17 protein-coding genes and 1 tRNA gene are annotated in these 18269 nt (G+C 70.4%); 5 read left to right on the top strand and 13 right to left on the bottom strand.

Features of this window, described 5'->3' with window-relative positions:
* Positions 1-13: 13 nt before the first annotated feature.
* The 5 genes from pbpA to AB0K11_RS15445 all read right to left on the bottom strand — a co-directional run bounded on the left by pbpA (position 14) and on the right by AB0K11_RS15445 (position 6554).
* The gene (gene pbpA, locus AB0K11_RS15465; RefSeq protein WP_364977893.1) at positions 14-1492 is read right to left on the bottom strand and encodes a D,D-transpeptidase PbpA; all 1479 of its coding nucleotides are present in this window, start codon (positions 1490-1492) and stop codon (positions 14-16) included.
* A complete protein-coding gene (locus AB0K11_RS15460; protein ID WP_364977891.1) occupies positions 1489-2901 on the bottom strand; it encodes an FtsW/RodA/SpoVE family cell cycle protein in 1413 nt (470 codons plus the stop codon). Before AB0K11_RS15460 ends, pbpA begins: the two co-directional genes overlap by 4 nt.
* Positions 2898-4421 carry a protein phosphatase 2C domain-containing protein gene (locus AB0K11_RS15455; protein WP_364977889.1) on the bottom strand — a complete coding sequence of 508 codons (1524 nt, stop codon included), beginning with the start codon at positions 4419-4421 and terminating at the stop codon, positions 2898-2900. Before AB0K11_RS15455 ends, AB0K11_RS15460 begins: the two co-directional genes overlap by 4 nt.
* Positions 4418-4882 carry an FHA domain-containing protein gene (locus AB0K11_RS15450; protein ID WP_264011818.1) on the bottom strand — a complete coding sequence of 155 codons (465 nt, stop codon included), beginning with the start codon at positions 4880-4882 and terminating at the stop codon, positions 4418-4420. Before AB0K11_RS15450 ends, AB0K11_RS15455 begins: the two co-directional genes overlap by 4 nt.
* Positions 4883-5075: 193 nt before the next feature.
* Positions 5076-6554 (bottom strand): DUF3662 and FHA domain-containing protein, encoded by a 1479-nt coding sequence (locus tag AB0K11_RS15445; protein ID WP_364977887.1) that lies wholly within the window; start codon positions 6552-6554, stop codon positions 5076-5078.
* A 258-nt stretch (positions 6555-6812) separates the two neighbouring features.
* On the opposite strand from AB0K11_RS15445, the gene AB0K11_RS15440 reads away from it, so the two are divergent.
* Positions 6813-6895, top strand: a tRNA-Leu gene (locus AB0K11_RS15440).
* A gap of 340 nt (positions 6896-7235) precedes the next feature.
* Positions 7236-8489 (top strand): hypothetical protein, encoded by a 1254-nt coding sequence (locus tag AB0K11_RS15435; protein ID WP_364977885.1) that lies wholly within the window; start codon positions 7236-7238, stop codon positions 8487-8489.
* A gap of 24 nt (positions 8490-8513) precedes the next feature.
* Here AB0K11_RS15435 and AB0K11_RS15430 read toward each other — a convergent pair whose 3' ends face one another.
* Positions 8514-9128, bottom strand: a complete 615-nt coding sequence (locus tag AB0K11_RS15430) for a hypothetical protein (RefSeq protein WP_364977883.1) — start codon at positions 9126-9128, stop codon at positions 8514-8516.
* Positions 9129-9226: 98 nt separating this feature from the next.
* Positions 9227-9841: a dihydrofolate reductase family protein gene (locus AB0K11_RS15425; RefSeq protein WP_364977881.1), complete on the bottom strand. Its 615-nt coding sequence runs from the start codon at positions 9839-9841 to the stop codon at positions 9227-9229.
* Between the two features lie 124 nt (positions 9842-9965).
* On the opposite strand from AB0K11_RS15425, the gene AB0K11_RS15420 reads away from it, so the two are divergent.
* Positions 9966-10559 (top strand): hypothetical protein, encoded by a 594-nt coding sequence (locus AB0K11_RS15420; protein ID WP_364977879.1) that lies wholly within the window; start codon positions 9966-9968, stop codon positions 10557-10559.
* Here the strand turns inward: AB0K11_RS15420 and AB0K11_RS15415 are convergent.
* The 5 genes from AB0K11_RS15415 to AB0K11_RS15395 form a co-directional block, all read right to left on the bottom strand.
* Positions 10459-11667: a Dyp-type peroxidase gene (locus AB0K11_RS15415; protein WP_364977877.1), complete on the bottom strand. Its 1209-nt coding sequence runs from the start codon at positions 11665-11667 to the stop codon at positions 10459-10461. The two genes, AB0K11_RS15420 and AB0K11_RS15415, sit on opposite strands and share 101 nt — an antisense overlap.
* On the bottom strand, positions 11660-12163 hold the full coding sequence (locus AB0K11_RS15410; RefSeq protein WP_364977875.1) for a copper chaperone PCu(A)C: 504 nt from the start codon (positions 12161-12163) through the stop codon (positions 11660-11662). The genes AB0K11_RS15415 and AB0K11_RS15410 overlap by 8 nt, the downstream gene beginning before the upstream one ends.
* A complete protein-coding gene (locus AB0K11_RS15405) occupies positions 12156-13589 on the bottom strand; it encodes a PepSY domain-containing protein (RefSeq protein WP_364977873.1) in 1434 nt (477 codons plus the stop codon). Before AB0K11_RS15405 ends, AB0K11_RS15410 begins: the two co-directional genes overlap by 8 nt.
* 140 nt (positions 13590-13729) lie before the next feature.
* Positions 13730-14269 (bottom strand): hypothetical protein, encoded by a 540-nt coding sequence (locus AB0K11_RS15400; RefSeq protein ID WP_364977871.1) that lies wholly within the window; start codon positions 14267-14269, stop codon positions 13730-13732.
* A 34-nt stretch (positions 14270-14303) separates the two neighbouring features.
* Positions 14304-15137 carry an LLM class flavin-dependent oxidoreductase gene (locus tag AB0K11_RS15395; protein WP_364977869.1) on the bottom strand — a complete coding sequence of 278 codons (834 nt, stop codon included), beginning with the start codon at positions 15135-15137 and terminating at the stop codon, positions 14304-14306.
* An 81-nt stretch (positions 15138-15218) separates the two neighbouring features.
* On the opposite strand from AB0K11_RS15395, the gene AB0K11_RS15390 reads away from it, so the two are divergent.
* Both AB0K11_RS15390 and AB0K11_RS15385 read left to right on the top strand, forming a co-directional pair.
* Positions 15219-16004 (top strand): SDR family oxidoreductase, encoded by a 786-nt coding sequence (locus tag AB0K11_RS15390; RefSeq protein WP_364978510.1) that lies wholly within the window; start codon positions 15219-15221, stop codon positions 16002-16004.
* Positions 16001-16945: a phosphotransferase family protein gene (locus tag AB0K11_RS15385; RefSeq protein WP_364978507.1), complete on the top strand. Its 945-nt coding sequence runs from the start codon at positions 16001-16003 to the stop codon at positions 16943-16945. The genes AB0K11_RS15390 and AB0K11_RS15385 overlap by 4 nt, the downstream gene beginning before the upstream one ends.
* A gap of 3 nt (positions 16946-16948) precedes the next feature.
* On the opposite strand, the gene AB0K11_RS15380 is transcribed toward AB0K11_RS15385, so the two are convergent.
* Positions 16949-18247 carry an acyl-CoA dehydrogenase family protein gene (locus tag AB0K11_RS15380; protein ID WP_364977867.1) on the bottom strand — a complete coding sequence of 433 codons (1299 nt, stop codon included), beginning with the start codon at positions 18245-18247 and terminating at the stop codon, positions 16949-16951.
* Positions 18248-18269: the final 22 nt, after the last annotated feature.

The following is an 18269-nucleotide window of genomic DNA, read 5'->3' as shown; positions in this document are numbered from 1 at the left end:
CGGCTTCGGTGGCTCACGAGCCCTCCCTCAGCGCTGCGGCGATCGTCGCCCTGCCGATCGGCGCGGCCAGCGCGCCGCCGGTGGCCGACAGCCGGTCACCGCCGTTCTCCACCAGGACGGCGATGGCCACCTTGGGAGCCTGAGCGGGAGCGAAGGCGATGTACCAGGCGTGCGGCGGAGTGTTTCGCGGGTCGGACCCGTGCTCCGCCGTGCCGGTTTTCGAAGCGATCTGCACGCCGGCGATGGCTCCCTTCTGCTGCGTCACCTGCTCGGCGCCGACCATCAAATCCGTAAGTGTACTTGCGACCTGTGGCGTGACCGCCCGTCGCTCTTCGACCGGACTGGTGGTGCTGATGTTGGCCAGGTCGGGTCCCTTGAGGCTGTCGACCAGGTAGGGCCGCATGGTTACCCCTTCGTTCGCGATGGTGGCGGCCACCATCGCGTTCTGCAGCGGTGTGAGTGCCACGTCCTTCTGGCCGATGCTCGAGATGCCCAGCGCGGCGCCGTCGGCGATCGGGCCGACGGTCGACTCGGCGACCTGCAGAGGAATCGGCGCGGGTGCGTCGTCCAGGCCGAAGGACTGCGCGGTGTCGCGCAGGGCATCGGCACCGGTGTCGATGCCGAGTTCGACGAAGGCGGTGTTGCAGGAGCGCGCGAACGCCTCCCGCAGGGTCGCCGTCGGCCCGCCGCCACACGACGAGCCGCCGAAGTTCTCCAGCGTTGCGGTGCTGTCCGGCAGGGTGATTCGCGGCGCGGCGGTCACCGTGGTGTTCGGGGTCGCGCCTGCCTGCAAGGCGGCCGCGGTGGTGATCACCTTGAATGTCGACCCCGGCGGGTAGGTCTCGGATATCGCCCGGTTCACCAACGGATTGTCGGGGTTGTCCCGCAGCTGACCCCACGCGGTGGCCTGCTCGTCCAGGTTGTGGGAGGCCAGCAGATTCGGGTCGTACGACGGCGCCGACACCATCGCCAGGATCTTGCCGGTGGTCGGTTCGAGCGCCACCACCGCGCCCTTGCACGCCCGCCCGTTGCAGCCCTCGGACATCGCGTCCCACGCGGCCTGCTGCACCTGCGGGTTGATCGTGGTGGCGACGTTGCCGCCGCGCGGATCGCGGCCGGTGAAGAAGTCGGCCAGCCGCCGAGCGAACAGCCGCTCGTCGGAGCCGTTGAGGATGGTGTCCTCGGCGCGCTCCAGGCCGCTGCTCGAATAACTCAGCGAGTAGAAGCCGGTGACCGGGGCGTAGGCCTGCGGTTCGGGGTAGACCCGCAGGAAGCGGAACCGGCCGTTGGTCGAAACCGAGTACGCCAGCAGCTCGCCGCCCGCGGAGATCTGGCCGCGTTGACGGGAGTACTCGTCGAGCAGCACCCGCTGGTTGCGCGGGTCCGAACGCAGCCCGTCGGCCCTGAACACCTGGGTCATGGTGGCGTTGGCCAGCAGCAGCACGATCAGCGCCATGATCGTGACGGCGATGCGGCGAAGTGAGGTGTTCATACCTTCTCGATCACCTCGGTGCTGGCCGCCGCGATCGGCGTCTGCTGCGCCGGCTTGGTGTCGATGGGCCGGCGCGCGGCGTGCGAGATGCGCACCAGGATCGCCAGGAGCAGGTAGTTGGCGAGCAATGACGACCCGCCGTAGGACAGCCACGGCGTGGTCAGGCCGGTCAGCGGGATCAGCCTGGTGACGCCGCCGACGACGATGAACAGCTGGATGCCCAGTGTGGAGGCCAGCCCGGCGGCCAGCAGCTTGCCGAAGCTGTCCCGCACCGCGATGGCGGTGCGCAGGCCGCGGATGATCAGGATGGCGTAAAGCATCAACACCGCGGCGAGCCCGACGAGCCCGAGTTCCTCGCCCACCGCCGCGATGATGAAGTCGGTCGAGGCGGCGGGCACCGTGCCGGGCTGGCCGTTGCCGAGCCCGGTGCCGAAGATGCCGCCGGTGGCGAAGCTGAACAGCGACTGCACCATCTGGTAGCCGGCGCCGTCCGGATCGGCGAACGGGTCCAGCCAGGTCTGCACGCGCACCCGGACGTGGCCGAACATGTGGTATGCCGCAACGCTTCCCACGGCGAACAGGGTCAGCCCGATGACGACCCAGCTGAATCTCTCGGTGGCCACGTAGACCAGCACCAGGAACGACGCGTACAGCAGCAGCGAGGTGCCGAGGTCTTTCTCGAAGATCATCACGCCGATCGACGCGATCCAGGCGGCCAGCAGCGGCGCCAGGTCGCGGGGGCGGGGGAGTGTCATGCCCAGGAAGTGCTTACCGGCGCTGGTGAACACGTCGCGCTTGGCCACCAGCACGGCGGCGAAGAAGATCAGCAGCAGGATCTTGGAGAACTCGGCGGGCTGAATCGAGAAGCCGGGCAACTGGATCCAGATCTTCGCGCCGCCCTGTTCGGAGTAGCGCGCCGGCAGCAGGGCGGGGATCACCAGCAGCACCAGTCCGGTCAGTCCGCAGACGTAGCCGTACCGCGCGAGTAGACGATGGTCGTGCAGGAAGACGACCACCAGGGTGAATCCCGCGACACCGACGAGCGCCCACAGCATCTGCTGATTCGCGGTGCCGCCCAAGCCTTCTGACGTCAGCTCGCCCGCGGCGAGGTCCAGGCGGTGGATCATCACCAGGCCGAGCCCGTTGAGCAGTGCGACCACCGGGAGCAGCAGGGGATCGGCGTAGGGCGCGAAGCGGCGGACCGCGACGTGCGCGGCGGCGAACAGGGCGAGGTACCCCAGTGTGTACTGGGCGAGATCCCAACTCAGACCCTGTTCTTGATTCACCTCGACGATCAGCAGCGCCACGGTCGTGATGAGTGCCGCGAAGCCGAGCAGGAAGAGCTCGGCGTTGCGCCGATTCGGCAGCGGCGGCATCACCGTGACCGGTGACTGGGGCTGCGTCGTCACGCCGCCTCCCGGCAGTTGGTGCCAGGTTCCGGGGGCGGGGGCGGCAGCGCCGTCACGGTGGGGGAGGGGGACGGGGTGGGCGGCGCCGGGGGAGGTGCCTGCGGGCCGCCCGCAGCGGGGCCGGGCGAGGGGGCGACGGTCCGCGGTGTCTCGGGGGCCGGCGCGGCGCCACCGGACGTCGCCGGGGCGTTCGGCACGCCGGGCGACTGCGGCGAGCCGGGCAGGTGCGGTTGTGCCTTCGGGGTGGGCGTCGGCTTGGGCGCCTGGCAGATCGGCAGCAGCGAATCGCGTGCCAGCTGGTTGATCTGGCCGATCGCCTCGTCCTCGGAGCCGGTCGGCAGGCCCGCGATCACCTGGCGCTGTTCGGACTGCTTGAGATCGGCGACGCGGAACAGCTCACAGTCGCGCGGCGCCTGGCCGGGGTTGATCAGCGTGAGGCCGTCGCGGGCGGTGAGGCAGCCCTGCCGGTAGGGCTCCTGGAGGTGATAGCCCAGGAAAGATCCGGGCACGCCGCGCATGATCGACACGGTGCCGTCGTCGTCGCTGACGTAGTAGTTGTTGCGGACGATCTCGCGGCCGATGGCCAGCCCGGCGAGGGCCACCAGGATGAGCAACACCGCGGCGATGATCATCCGGCGTTTCGAGCGCGGCTTGCGGGGGTCCTCCGCGGGTTGCGGCACAACGCGTTTCGGTTCGTTGCGCTTCGGGTTGAACGCCGACGCGCGGCCCGCCGCGGTGTTGGGCGGGGGTTGGTCGTCGTCGCCGGAGACGGCGCCGGCCAGGATCGGCTGGGTCTGTCCGTAGTCGTAGTCGACCACGTCGGCGACCACCACGGTGACGTTGTCCGGGCCGCCGCCGCGCAGCGCGAGCTCGATGAGCCGGTCGGCGCTCTCGGCGACGTCCGGGATCTGCATCGCCTCCTGGATGGTCTCGTGGCTGACGGGGTCGGACAGCCCGTCCGAGCACAGCAGGTAGCGGTCGCCGACCCGGGCCTCACGGACGATCAGTGTGGGCTCGACCTCGTGGCCGGTGAGTGCCCGCATGATCAGTGACCGCTGCGGGTGGCTGTGCGCCTCCTCGGCGGTGATGCGGCCCTCGTCGACCAGCGTCTGGACGAAGGTGTCGTCCTTGGTGATCTGGGTGAGCTCACCGTCGCGCATCAGGTAGCCGCGCGAGTCGCCGATGTGCACCAGGCCGAGGCGGTTGCCCGCGAACAGGATCGCCGTGAGCGTCGTGCCCATGCCCTCGAGTTCGGGATCGGCCTCCACGTGCGCCGCGATCGCCGAGTTGCCTTCGGCGACGGCAGAATCGAGTTTGCCGAGCAGATCGCCGCCGGGCTCGTCGTCGTCGAGATGGGCCAGCGCGGCGATCACCAGCTGCGAGGCCACCTCGCCCGCGGCGTGACCGCCCATACCGTCGGCGAGGGCGAGCAGGCGCGCACCCGCGTAGACCGAGTCTTCGTTGTTGGCACGGACCAGACCGCGGTCGCTGCGCGCGGCGTACCGGAGAACCAGCGTCACGGGCGCAGCTCGATCACCGTCTTGCCGATCCGAACCGGCGTGCCAATCGGAACCTTTACCGCCGTCGTCACCTTCGCCCTGTCGAGGTATGTGCCGTTGGTCGATCCTAGGTCCTCCACGTACCACTCCGAACCTCGTGGGGAGAGCCGGGCGTGGCGGGTGGAGGCGTAGTCGTCGGTGAGCACCAGCGTGGAGTCATCGGCGCGGCCGATCAGCACCGGCTGGCTGCCCAGGGTGATCCGGGTGCCGGCGAGCGCGCCCTCGGTGACCACCAGCTGCCGGATCACGTTGCGCTGCCGGTTGGGCAGCAGCGAGCCGCGCAGCGCCAGACCGCGGCGCACCATCACCGCGCCGGTGGGGGCGTAGATGTCGGTACGCAGGATCCGCAGCACCGACCAGATGAACAGCCACAGCAGCAACAGGAATCCGACGCGCGTCAGCTGCAGCACCAACCCCTGCATCTGACGTTCCTCTCGTTCCCCGATCCGTACTCCTGCCCGCATCAACACGGATCCCCGGGTCGCTGCGCCCCTGCCCGCCGGTGCGGCCGGCCGACGTCGGCAACGTCACGATACTTGGACGTTGTTCGACGTGGTGGTGAAGCCTTCAGCTTCGCCCGTGGCTGTGCCCAGGTCGTGACCCAGCCGCGATCACTCAGTGAACGCGGACGATGATCTCGGAGTGGCCGAGCCGGATGACGTCGCCGTCAGCCAACTGCCACTCCTGGACCGGTGCGTTGTTCACGGTGGTGCCGTTGGTCGAGTTCAGGTCCGACAGCAGCGCGACCTGTCCGTCCCAGCGGATCTCCAGGTGCCGGCGCGAGACGCCGGTGTCGGGCAGCCGGAACTGGGCGTCCTGGCCGCGGCCGATCACGTTTGCACCTTCGCGCAGCTGGTAGGTGCGGCCGCTGCCGTCGTCGAGCTGCAGGGTGACGGTCGCGCCACCGGCCGGGTAGTCGCCCTGCCCGTACGCGCCGCCGTAGCCGCCACCGGCCTGCTGGCCGTACTCGTAGTCGCGGCCCGCGGGCTCGGCGTAACCGGCCTCGCCGTAACCGGCCGGCTCGGCGTAACCGCGTCCGCCGCCGTACTCCTGCTGCCCGTAGTCCTGGCGGCCGTACTGGCCGCCGCCGTAACCACCCTGATCCGGGTAGCCACCCTGATCCGGGTAGCCGCCCTGGTCGGGGTAACCGGGCCGGCCGGCGGGCGGTGCGCCGTAGCCACCGTCCTCGTGCCTGCCGGGCGCCGGGGGACGGCCGTAGTCGTAGTCGGCGCCGGGCTGCCCGTATCCGGGCTGGCCACCGCCGTAGCCACCGGGACCGCCGGGGCCGGCGGGACCCGGCCGGTAACCCTGGTCGTAGCCGCCACCGGGCGGCGGGCCGGGCGGCGGGCCGTAGCCGCCGGGACCTGCGGGGCCGCGCTGCTCATAGGACGGCGGCGGGTAGCCACCCTGGTCCGGGTAGCCGCCACCGCCCTCGGGGTAGCCGCCGCCGTCGGGGTAGCCACCCTGCTCGGGGTAGCCGCCGCGGGGCGGGTAGTTCGGCTCGCCACCCTGCTGCGCCGGGTAACCGCCCTGCTCGGGCGGGTAGGCCGCGCGTGGATCGTCGCCCTGGCGTCCGTACCGCTCGTCGTAGTACTCGTCGCCGGGCCGCCCCTGTCCCTGGCCGCCGCCGCGGTACGTCGGATTGTCGGTCATCGGTGGTACTCCTGATCCTGCGTCGAACGCATGCTCTCGGTGTGCTGGGGCGGGTTCGCCGGTGGTCGAGTCTGGGTTGACCGCGCACCGCGCGCGGAATTGGCCGGTGTGCAGATTCGGGGACTGCTCGAATCTGACGACCACATCACCATACGTTTGCCACCCCTGATCATGGATGTATCCCTCCAGATGTCTGGCGAATGTGGTCGAGGTCAGGTCCGGGTCGGCGCTCACCTTCTGGTAATCGGAAACACCGAGGGTAATTACGTACTCGTTCGGTGCCAAAATGCGGTCGCGGCCGACCTCGCGGGTGCCGGCCTCGGCTTCGCGGCGCAGAAGCGTCTCGACCTCCTGCGGGACGATCGATCCGCCGAAGACGCGGGCGAAGGCGTCCCCGACGGTGGACTCGAGTTTGCGTTCGATGCGGTCGAGAGGACCCATGTCACCGCCCGCCTCACTCGTGTCGTCGCTCGGCCCCGCTCACCTCGGCCTCCCACCGCGTGTCGCTCGGGCACTTTCCTGCAGTGCATGGTATCGGCCCAGCACTGAACTGCGGGACCAACAGAACTCTGAGAATCCTGTCGTCGCAGGTCAGGGACGCGATCTTGGGCGCCGCGGGGGTTGCTGGAGGCTCTGGTCGGCCCGATCCTCGCGGTTTGGGAGCCGAGGCGCTCGGGTGATAGGCTCCCTCGGTCTTCAGGGCGAGTGGCGGAATGGCAGACGCGCTGGCTTCAGGTGCCAGTGTCCTTCGGGACGTGGGGGTTCAAGTCCCCCTTCGCCCACACTCGACAAGGGTCACGAATCTCCGGGTTCGTGACCTTTGTCATGTGGTGGGCCGCCATGCGCCGTCGCGAGGATCCCGCACCTCTTCCCGGTCTGCACTGGGGTAGCCGGCTACCCGGTACCCGCCCGCCGAGTCCTGAGAGCATCGCCCTGTAGAGCCTGGGGAGGTGTGATGCGCGATCCAGCAGAGCGGCTCGGGCCGTGCGAGTTCGGACATCGGACATGGTGACCGAACCGGACACGCATGCACGGCCGACGCCCCACGAAAGCTCCCGGCCACGCGCGGGTTCCAAGGCCACCGGCAGTGATGTTCGGACCGTCTCCCGGACGCTTTCCGTCTTGCTTGCCGCCACCGTGTTGGTCGACGGCGTCTTCGCCTTCGTGCTGGCGATGCGCGATTTCGAATTGACCCGCACGGCGTCGTCGACACTCGGTGCGGGCTTGTTACTCGCCATCGCGGTCGTGTGCATGTGGGCGTTCGTGGCAATACTGCGCAAGTCGGCGAGCTGGCTCACGGCCGTCCTCCTGAGCCAGATCTCCATCGCGTTCTTCGCCGGCTATGTCTGGTTGATCGACCTGCGGAGTCCCGTCTCACAGCTCACCGGTTGGACCGGATTCGTCCTGACGCTCGGCGCAACCGCCGTGGTGTGGATCGTCTACCTCGGGCCGCATGCCAGAGCGACGTTCACCAGAGGCGTCGCCGTTCTCGCGGCGGTGGTCCCGCTGCTCGGCCTCTTCCAGTACTGGTTGGACACGGACTACCTGCCCCGCACCTCCAGGCCGCTGATCGACGTTCAGGCCGACCTGACGCCCATCGGCAACACCGGCCACATCGTGCATCTCCTGGCGAAGGTGACGCTGCACAACCGCGGGACCGTGCAGGCCGACATCGGCGGAACGCTGATGCGCGTGACGGCGTATCCGCGAGGGGGGGAGCCCCAGGCCGCGGGGCCCGTCTATGTCGCGGCGGGAATCGATCTGAGCGGTACCACCGCCGGAAAGGACTTCCGAGCCGACCCGACTCCGGCGGCCGCCGCCCAACTGGTGTACGCCGACGACTTCGACACCGCAGGCGCCTTCCTGCTGCCGGGTATGCAGATCGACTACAAGAAGGTGGTCGACATAGACATTCGTCAGGTGGGTCTGGCTCGCCTTTCCGTGAGCGCCGCCTTCATCACCCAGCGGCGGGTGACCGACACCCGCAGCTGCCTTCCCCCACGGGTATCGCAGCGTGAGGAGCCTGACGAATTCTCCAAGGAGGTGGCCAAGCTCGTGGTCACCACGACCGGGGCCGGCTTCCTGTGCGTCGAGAATGAAATCGCACCGCGCAACGTCGTGCACGACCTGGTGTCCGACCACCCGCTGCTCCGGGTGTATCTCGTCATCAACGACCCGATCCGGAAGGGAGTCGAGTATCCCCAACTTCTCGCCGCCTATGGCACCCGCAGCTCGATTGACGACGGGTACGCCGATCCCGAGCAGGCGGCCAAGATCGACGACGCCAATCCCACCGTCGTCTTCCGGGATGTGGTCGCCGAATACGCCCCGAAGGACGCCGACGTTACGACTGCCGGCGCATTTCCGCCGAGTTGATCGGCGACCCCGTCGATCACGCTCCTAGACCACGTCGGTGATGGTGCCCGAGACGTCGGCGCGCACCTGCTTGCTGCTGCGTTCGCCCTCGACGTTGATGAACATGGTCACGCTCTCGTCGAACGGGATGTTCCGCTTGACGATCACGCTCTGCACCTCGCCGCCGGGGATCGCGGCCATCGTCACCGCGCCGGCGACGGCCGCCTCGATGGCGCCGGTGTCGACCTCGTTGACGGAGAACAGGTTCTCGCCGAGAGCCTCGACATCGTCGCCGTAGTCGACCGGACGCGACGGCCCGACCACGCCTGCGGTGTAGCTCCACTGGTTGAGTTCGGTCGGGGCGTTCGGATCGACGGCCTGGACGGTGAGAGTGCCGGCGATGATCGTCACTTCGACCACCTGCATCGGATCGGCGCCGACCTTCTCTTCGACCGCCGTGTAGGCGGCGTCGATGCCCTCAGCGGTGAACAGGTCGCCGCCCGCCGCGGCCTGGGTGATCCTTTCGGTTCCCGACGTGACGACCTGCTCGGCCGCCTGGGCTGCCACGTCCCTGATCTCCGTGGCTTTCGAGCAGCCGCTCAACGCGGTGATCGCGAGGACTCCGGTGGTGAGTGCGATTCCGATGCGGGTGGCGTTCATGTCTTCCTCTCACGGTTTCCCGTCCCGGCGGGTCCGGCCGCGACGCAGGACAGAGCGTCTCGGCATGAGCCCACTACCGATCACGACTTCGGGACCGCTCAGCGGACGACGCGGTACCGCAGGTGAGCGACGCCGGGAGCCTCCATGACTCGGACCAGTTCGAGTTGCGGGTGGCCTGCCGCGAACCCGTCGAGCAGTCGCTCGCCCGACCCGAGGATGACCGGGTTCACCTGGAGGTCCAGTTCGTCGACGAGTCCGGCGTGCAGTGCCTGCCTGGCGCAGGACGCGCCGCCCGCGATGGAGATCGGGCGGTCGCCCGCTGCCTCCGCCGCGAGCGCGTACGCGGCTTCGACGCCATCGGTGACGAAGTGGAATGTCGTCCCGCCGGACAACTCGATGGGGTCGTGCGGGTGGTGGGTGAGAACGAACACGGGGCAGTGGTAGGGCGGCTCGTCGCCCCACCAGCCCCGCCACGGTGAATCACCCCACTCGCCGCGGATCGGCCCGAACATGTTGCGGCCCATGATCGTCGCGCCCATGTCGTCGAGCATATCCGCAACCACCTGGCGGTTGGCTGGGTGGTCCCGGGCAGGTCCGAGATGCCAACCGTGCAGTTGCTCTCCGCCGACTCCGAGTGGGTGGTCGACGCTCTGGTGCGGCCCGGCGACGTAGCCATCGGCGGATATCGACATCGACAGGTTCGTTCGAGGCACTGCAGTCTCCGTTCGTTCGGGTGCTGGTGAAGACCGCGGTAGGGCCACGAACTCATCGCCGACGCGCGGCCGGCGTTACCGTTGCACCACGACGCACCAACGATGTCACGTGGGGGACTGCACCATGTCGCGGAGTTCGGCAGGCCAGGCACCCGAAATACCCGACGCGCGAATCCGCTACGCCACGGCCGCCTTCCTCGGCTACACCGCGCTGATGATGGTTCTCGAGCGGCGGCTGCGCCGGACCGGCGGCCCAGGCATCATCCCGTTCGAGCTGGCCCGCACTCCTGCCCGCGCCGACAGCATCATGACCCGGTGGGGTCCCCGAGGCCGGCGCACGGCGCGGACGTCCCTGTGGCTGGACTTCGGCTACATGGCCACCTACGGCGTCCTCGCCGGCCTGCTTGTCGACCGTGCGCGGCGGGTTCTCGGCCACCCGCCCACGCCGGTGCTGCTCGTGGTCGGCGCCGTCGCCGGCGACGCGATCGAGGGTGTATCGCTGCTGAACGTGTTGAGCGGCAATCAAATTGCCGTACACACGCGACGCGCGCACCTGGCGGCGTCGATCAAGTTCGCCCTGCTGGCCGCCGCGGGCGGATATGTCGCAACGGCGTGGCTCAGCGACTCTCGAACAATGCCTGTCCGAGGTATCCGCCTTCCTCGACCCCCGGCAGCACCGCGAACGTCGCCGACCCGACGGTGGTGGTCCACTCGTTGAGTGCGTCCGCCTCGGCGAGGCGCTGTTGCACCGGCGCGAACTGGACAGCCGGATCCCGCTGATACGCGGCGAAGATCAGTCCGCTGTCGGTGGTGCGGTCGCCCGCGGGCGGGTCGTCGTAGTTGTAGGGCCTGCGCAGGAACCGTTCACCGTCGTTGCGGTGGCGGGCCAGCGCGACGTGGCTATTGGGCGGGATCACCGGGATGCCGCCGGCCGTCGCAGTCAGGTCGGGCTCGTCGGTCTCGTGCCTGCCCGTCAGCGGGGCGCCGGTGTCGAGCCGCCTGCCCACCGCCAGTTCCTTGCTGGTGCGGTCCAATTCGTCCCAGGTGTCCATCTCGGCGCGCACCCGGCGCAGCACCAGCACCGTGCCACCGGCGAACCAGCGCTGCGCCTCGCCGCCGTCCCACACCAGCCGGTCGAAGGCCGCGTCGCCGTGCAGATTCGCGGTGCCGTCGAGCTGGCCCATCAGGTTGCGCATCGTCCCGCCCGACGGGTCGGCGCCGTGGGCGTTGCGGAACCCGCGCTGCCGCCACCGCTGGATCGTCATGGCCCGTACGTTCTTCAGCAGCACCCGGCTGGCGTGCGAGACGGCGATCGGGTCGTCGGCGCAGATCTGCAGCAGCAGGTCGCCGCCGCAGAACCGGGCGTCCAGCCGGTCGGTGCGGAAGGCAGGCGGATCGGCGGCCGTCGGTGGCCGCAGGCGCGCCAGGCCGGTGCGGTCGAACGCGGCGGGCCCCAGACCCACGGTGACGGTGAGGCGGGCAGGCCGCTGCGCCAGCTCCGGCTCGGTGTCGGCCAGCGCAGGTCGGCCCTGGGTGAGCCGGGCGGCGTCGGTGGTCCACAGCCGCAACACGGCGGCCAGGGTGTCGCGGGCGCTGCGGGACCCGTCGGCGCGCAGGTCGAGTGCCAGGAAGAGCGCGTGCGCCTGCGGCGCGGTGACGACACCGGCCTGGTGGGGGCCGAAGAACGGTTCGACCGAGCTCCCGAATCCCGTTGCCGGGGTGGCGGACTGCGCGGCGCTGCACTGGGTGAGCGCGGCACCGGCGGCCAGTGCGGCGGCACCTCCGGTGAGGAGGTGCCGCCGGTTGACCGCGAACCGCTCAGCCACGGTGGTGTGGCGACGCGGCGGGGTGGTACTCCTCGTCGGCGCCGGGGAAGTCGCGCACCTGCGCGGTGACCGGCAGCGCGGAGCCGTCCTCGAAGAGCACGGTCAGCGCCACGTCGGCGCCTGGCTGCATCGGCTCCCTGAGGTCCATCAGCATCAGATGGTCACCGCCCGGGGCCAGTTGGTGGCTGCCGCCCGCGGGCACCGCGATGCCACCGGCCTTGGGCCGCATCGACTTTCCGTCGCCGTCGGCCACCACCTCATGCACCTCCACCCGGCCGGCGGCCGGCGACTCGCCGCCGACGATGCGGGCGTCGTGATGGCCGGTGTTGGTGAGGTTGCCGAACACCCCGACCATCCCGGTGTCCGACGCGCTCACCCACTGCTCGGAGAACGTGACCGCGTCCGCCATCGACTCGTCGTGGTGGTCGTCCTGCGACGTGCAGCCGCTCAGCAGCAGGCCCGCCGCGACGACGGCACATGACAGTGCCCTACGCATCGGCGGCCGCGCTGCGTCGCTTGACCGCACCGACCACGAGGTCGGCCACGAGGAACGCCGCGAGGCTGAGCCCGAACAGCGGCAGGAACCAGCCCACCGCCACCGCGGCGACGACGAGCGCGGTGGTCGCGGCGGGCGGCAGATTGCGCAGCGTCCCGCGCAGCGGCGGCCGGCCCGCGGCCCACGCCGATCCTCGGGTTGGCCTGCGCTGCCACCACATCCGATAACCGCGAACGACGACGGTGATCAGCCCGACGGCCACCAGGGCGAGCACGATCTGGTTGGCCACGCCGAACAGCACGCCCATGTGCGCGTCGATCGCCCAGTCCTTGAGCTTGGCCAGGAACGGCCAGTCCGCCTGGTTCACCCGGTCGAGGACGGCGCCGCTGTCCGGGTCGACCGCGATCGCGTCGGCCCGGGTCGGCCAGTCCCGCTTGTTCTCGGCGGCCTGCCACGCCTCACCGGCCTCGGCGGGCGGCGAGAGCCACATCGGGCCCTGCAGCCCGGCCCGCTCGGCGGAGCGCAGCACCACGTCGGCGCCGCTGCTGTCGGTGGCGGCCGCCCCACCGTGGCCGCCGTGATGGTGATCGCCCGCGGTGGTGTCCGGTCCCGGCGCGGCGATCAATGCGGTGTCGACAACGGGCGCCGAGGAGTTCAGCCGGGCCTGGATGAGGTCGACCGATTCGCCGCCGTAGCGCGACCAGGTGATGCCGGTGACCGACAGGCCGAGCAGCGCGACCACCACCCACACCCCGACGGCGCCGTGCCAGGACATGGTCCGCCGCCGGTCCTTCCTGTCGCGGTCCGGTGCGGCCAGCCGCCGCAGCTTGCGGGTGTCGCGCCGGTGCAGGACCCACAGCGCCAGCCCGGCCAGCGATATCACCCACAGCCAGCTCGCCGCGAGCTCGCTGTAGTTGCGCCCGACGGCGTCGAGGTGCAGGTTGCGGTGCAGTTGGTCAAACCATGCGCGCGTCGGCAGCCACTGCCCGTAGGTGGTCAGCGCGCCGCGCACCTCCCCGGAGTAGGGATCGACGAACACGGTGCGGGCGTAGTCGGGCGGTACGTCGTCGACCGCGAGGCGCACCCACGTGGTCTCGTCCGGCGCGGCCGGCGGCCGGATGCTCGCGACGGTGCCCTCCGGATGAGCGGCGCGTGCGGCGGCGAGCTGGTCGGACAGCGGCAGGCGTTGCTCGCCGACCTGCGCGACGGTCAGCTCGTGGCGGTGCACCAAGGTGTCGATCTGGGGGATGAGCGCGTAGAGCAGTCCGGTGACGGCGGCGATCAAGATGAACGGGCCGACGAAGACGCCGGCGTAGAAGTGCAGGCGCATCAGCAGCGGACGCAGGCCGCGCAACCGCTGCCGGGCGGGCGGCGCGCCGGACGGGTCGAGTGGAGTGTGGACGTCATCGTCCGGGGTGGTGGTCATGACAGGTGTGAGCCCTTCGGGCCGGGGCGGCGCGGCACGCGATGCGGCGCCGCCGACGTGATGCCGCGCGTGCGGCGGTCAGCGGGTATGGGAAGACGCCGCGTCGGTGTGACGGCGGCGACGAAGGCGAAGGGTGGCCGTCAGGCGGCCGGAAGCAGACCCGCGGGCGGCGCGCGCATCCCGAGGCCGGAATGCGGCAGAACCGGAAGAACCACAGCGACATTCGTCGTCCAGCGGCGTACTGCCGGGACGGGGCCTGCGGTGGCCGTGGCGAACAGGCGCAACCAGCGCAGCACCGAAGCGGCCACCACGTAGGCGTATTCGACCGCGGAGATCGCGACGCCGAGCACCACGGCGGCCGCGAGGTGGGCCGCGATCATGCCCCGGCTGAGCCCGGCGCCGCCGGCGTGGTGGTGTCCGCCTGCCATCACGAGGTGGCCGAGCAGTTGGGCGACGGCCAGCGCGGCGGTGAGCACCACGGGGCGGGTGCGGCGCCCGGTGAGCTGCAGGCCGCCGACCGCGCCGCCGACGGTGAGGCAGACCAGCGCGGCGACGACGAGCGCGGAGCCCTTGGGCAGGCCGCCGCCGGCGGCGGCGTGTGCACCCGTGGTGAAGACGGTCGAGCAGACACCGACCAGCCCGCCACGCATCCAGCGTGCGCGGGAGACCGGTGTGCTCACCCGCCGCACGTTACCGGCACCGCTACTACGACACCTAGTAGTGGTGTGCGGTGAGGACCGTCTCGCCGAACTCGCGGACGGTGTCCGGCGCGGCGAAGTCGGCGAACCACACGTAGAAGCGCTGTGCGCCCTGCTCGGCGAGCGTGCCGAAGTGGTCGGTGAGTTCGGCGGCGTCGCCGCAGACCAGCCCGGAACCCAGATGGCCCCAGCGCCGCCGGCTCTTCTCGATGACGGCGTCGCGGTCGGCGTCGCGGCCGACGAAGCCGACCATCTGCTGCACCGACGCCCGCGCCGTGCCGATCTGCGGGAGCAGTTCCGGCAGCCGGTGCACGTAGCCGGCGGGCAGGTTCCACCAGTCCGCGTGCTCTCGCACCAGGCCGAGCATCCGCGGCCCCACCCCGCCGAGCAGCAGCGGGATCGGTGCGCTCGGAACGGGCTGCTGCGCCCCGGCCCAGTACCGCTTCAGGTCGGTCAGCGTCTGCGCGAGCGCCGCGACCCGCTCGCGTCCGCTGGCGGTGCCGAACCCGAACCGCGCCAGCTCGTCGGGCATCGATCCGGAACCCAGGCCGAGCTCGAACCGGCCGCCGGAGGCCTCGGCGAGGGTGACCGCCTCCTTGGCCAGCGTCGCCGCGTGCCGGAACGGGTCGCACAGCACCAGATGCCCCACCCGCAGCCGCTCGGTCCGGGCCGCCACCCAGGTCGCGGTGATCATCGCCTCCCAGATCGGGCTGTCGGGGGCCATCGGGGTCTCGAGGTGGTCGAGCATCGCGATGCCGGTGAATCCGCTCGCCTCGGCGACTCGGGCCCGCATGACGATGTCGTCGATGCCCTGCCTGCTCTGCGGTAGGTACAGCCACCATTCCGGCATGTTCACTCCTTCTCGACCGCCCCGAGGGTAACGTCATTCTCGTAAATGGATAAGGCGTTCTCAGATCGGGAGGTGGGCGCGGTGGTGGGACGTTGTGCCGGCATGGTCGCGTTGGTGACCGGCAGCAGCAGGGGCCTCGGCAGCGCGATCGCCCAGCGGCTGGCCGCCGAGGGCGCCGTGGTGGCGCTCACCGCCCGCACCGCCGAACCGGACCCCAAGTACTCCGGCTCATTGGTCGAGACGCTCGAGAAGATCACCGCCGCAGGCGGATCGGGGATCGCGGTCGCCGCCGACCTCTCGGACCCCGGCGACCGCGAGCGGATGTTCGCCGAGGTCGTCGAGCGCATCGGCGCGCCGGACATCCTGGTCAACAACGCAGCGGTGACGTTCCTCCGCCCACTCGACACGTTCCCCGAGCGGCGGGTCCGGCTGATGATGGAGATGCACGTGCTCGCCCCGCTGCACCTGACCCAGCTGGCCATCCCGGCCATGCGTGAGCGCGGCCGGGGCTGGGTGCTCAACCTGACATCGGTCGGGGGCGATCTGCCCGAGGGGCCGCCGTTCTCGGAGTTCGACCGCAGTGCGGGTTTCGGGATCTACGGCACCGCGAAGGCGGCCCTGAACCGGCTGACCATGAGCCTGGCCGCCGAGCTGCACGCCGACGGCATCGCCGTCAACGCCGCCGCCCCGACCAACCCCGTCGCCACCGAGGGCGCCGGGGCGCTCGACCTCGCCAAGGTGGACACCGAGGACATCTCGCTGATCACCGAGACCGCACTGGCGCTGTGCACCGGTGACCCCGCCACGCTGACCGGCCGGATCGCCCGCACCCAGTCGTTCCTGCGGGAGATCGGGGCACTGTCCTGACCCTGCCCGACGGACTCGCCGACCGGCTGGCCCCGCGCGGCGTCTCCGGTCTGCGGCCGCTGACGGGCGGTGCGTCCAGCCTCACCTTCGCCGGTGACCTCGACGGGCGTCCGGTGGTGGTCAAGGTGGCGCCTGCGGGTGCGCCGCCCACCGCCCACCGCGACGTGCTCCGGCAGGCCCGCATCATCTCCGCGCTCGGTCCGACCGCGGTTCCGGTGCCCGAGGTGCTGCTGCAGGACGCGGGCGACCCACCGGCGGTGCCGCCGCTGTTCGTGATGACCCGCGTGGCCGGTGACAGCTTCGAACCGCTCTTCGACCCACCCGGCGAGGCGACGGATCCTGTTGTCGCTCAACGTTTCCGGCATGCCACCGATGTCCTGGCGACGCTGCACCGTCTGACGCCCGCGGACCTCGGGGTGACCGGCGAACCGGTGGTCGGCGCCGCGGCGGAGATCGACCGCTGGTGTGCGACGCTGCAGACGGTGGACCGGTCACTGGCCCCGGACTGGCCGGACACGGCCGACGCACTGCGCGCCCGGTTGCCCGCACCGATGGGGCCGAGCATCGTGCACGGCGACTTCCGGTTGGGCAATCTGCTCGCCGTCGACGGCTCGGTGACCGGGGTGATCGACTGGGAGATCTGGTCGGTCGGCGATCCGCGCATCGACCTGGGCTGGTTCCTGGTCAACGCCGATCCGGCGACCTACTCCCGGCGGTCACCCCACGCCGGAGCGGTGCCGCCGCGTGACGAGCTGCTCGAGCGGTACGGCGCCGTATCCGACGCCGCATGGTTCATGGCGCTCGCATGCTTCAAGTCGGCGGCCACCTGGGGCCTGATCGTCAAGCACAATCGCAGGCGCACGTCGCCACGACCGGAACTCGAGGCGATGGCACCGGTGCTTCCGGGATTGCTGGCGCGCGCGCGGGCGCTGCTGGCCTGACGGTCAGCCCCTGGCGACGCCGGAGAGCCGGTCGGCGAACTTGGCCTCCGCGGCGTCGCGGCGCCGGAGCAGGTGTTCGGACGGGAAGGCGTCGGGCGACGGTTCGACGTCCTTGAGCAGCTGACGCGCCAGCGTCACCTTGTGCACCTCGGTCGGCCCGTCGGCCAGTCCGAGCACGAACGACTCGGTCATGTACTGCACGAACGGCATTTCGTGCGAGGTGCCCAGCGACCCGTGGATCTGCAGGGCCCGCGCCGACACGTCGTGCAGCACCTTCTGCATCATCGCCTTGACCGCCGAGATGTCGGCCCGCACCGCCTTGTAGTCGTTGTACTTGTCGATCTTCCACGCGGTCTGCAGCGTCAGCAGCCGGTAGGCCTCGATCTCCATCCACGAGTCGGCGATCATCTCCTGCACCATCTGCTTGTTCGCCAGCACCTCGCCCTGGGTGTGCCGCGACACCGCGCGTTCGGTGATCATGTCGAAGATGCGCCGCACCAGCCCCACGGTGCGCATCGCGTGATGGATGCGGCCGCCGCCGAGCCGGGTCTGGGCGACCACGAACGCCCCGCCCCGTGGGCCCAGCATGTGATCGGCGGGCACCCGCACGTTCTCGTACCGCACGTAGCCCTCCCGGCCGCCGCCCCCGAGCGGCTGGTACCCGAGGCCGACGTCGCGCAGCACGTTGATGCCCGGCGTGTCACCCGGCACCACGAACATCGAATAGCGTTGATAGGGCGGGGCATCCGGGTCGGTCATCGCCATGACGATGATGAACGACGCCATCGACGCGAACGACGAGTACCACTTCTCGCCGTTGATCACCCAGTGGTCACCGTCCTCGGTCGCGGTGGTGGTGAACACCTTCGGGTCGGCGCCGCCCTGCGGCTCGGTCATCGAGAAGCAGGAGATGATGCGGTTGTCGAGCAGCGGTTCGAGGTAGCGCGCCTTCAGCTCCGGCGTCCCGTAGTGCGCGAGGATCTCACTGTTGCCGGAATCGGGGGCCTGCGAACCGAACACGATAGGCGCGCACTCCGACCGGCCGAGGATCTCGTTGAGCAGCGCGAGCTTGACCTGGCCGTGGCCCGGCCCGCCGAGATGCGGTCCGAGGTGGGTGGCCCACAGCCCGCGGTCCTTGACGATCTGCTGCAGCGGCGGGATCAGGGCCTGGCGCACCGGGTCGTTGAGGTCGTGCGACTCCTTGACGACGTAATCGATCGGTTCGCACTCGGAGCGCACGAAGTCCTCGACCCATTCGAGCTCAGCAGCCCACTCCGGGTCGGTACAGAAATCCCAGGCCACGCGATGTCCTTCCGTCGAACTG

It is taken from the genome of Mycobacterium sp. NPDC050551, assembly GCF_040674075.1.
Taxonomy (GTDB): Bacteria; Actinomycetota; Actinomycetes; order Mycobacteriales; family Mycobacteriaceae; genus Mycobacterium.
This window is presented reverse-complemented; position numbering and strand designations above follow the sequence as displayed.

Coding starts and splice junctions, on each gene's coding strand:
- AB0K11_RS15450 (WP_264011818.1), bottom strand. CDS start 4,882: ATGCAGGGGTTGGTGCTGCAGCTGACGCGCGTCGGATTCCTGTTGCTG.
- AB0K11_RS15395 (WP_364977869.1), bottom strand. CDS start 15,137: ATGCCGGAATGGTGGCTGTACCTACCGCAGAGCAGGCAGGGCATCGAC.
- AB0K11_RS15430 (WP_364977883.1), bottom strand. CDS start 9,128: ATGAACGCCACCCGCATCGGAATCGCACTCACCACCGGAGTCCTCGCG.
- AB0K11_RS15405 (WP_364977873.1), bottom strand. CDS start 13,589: ATGACCACCACCCCGGACGATGACGTCCACACTCCACTCGACCCGTCC.
- AB0K11_RS15420 (WP_364977879.1), top strand. CDS start 9,966: ATGTCGCGGAGTTCGGCAGGCCAGGCACCCGAAATACCCGACGCGCGA.
- AB0K11_RS15445 (WP_364977887.1), bottom strand. CDS start 6,554: ATGGGTCCTCTCGACCGCATCGAACGCAAACTCGAGTCCACCGTCGGG.
- pbpA (WP_364977893.1), bottom strand. CDS start 1,492: ATGAACACCTCACTTCGCCGCATCGCCGTCACGATCATGGCGCTGATC.
- AB0K11_RS15410 (WP_364977875.1), bottom strand. CDS start 12,163: ATGCGTAGGGCACTGTCATGTGCCGTCGTCGCGGCGGGCCTGCTGCTG.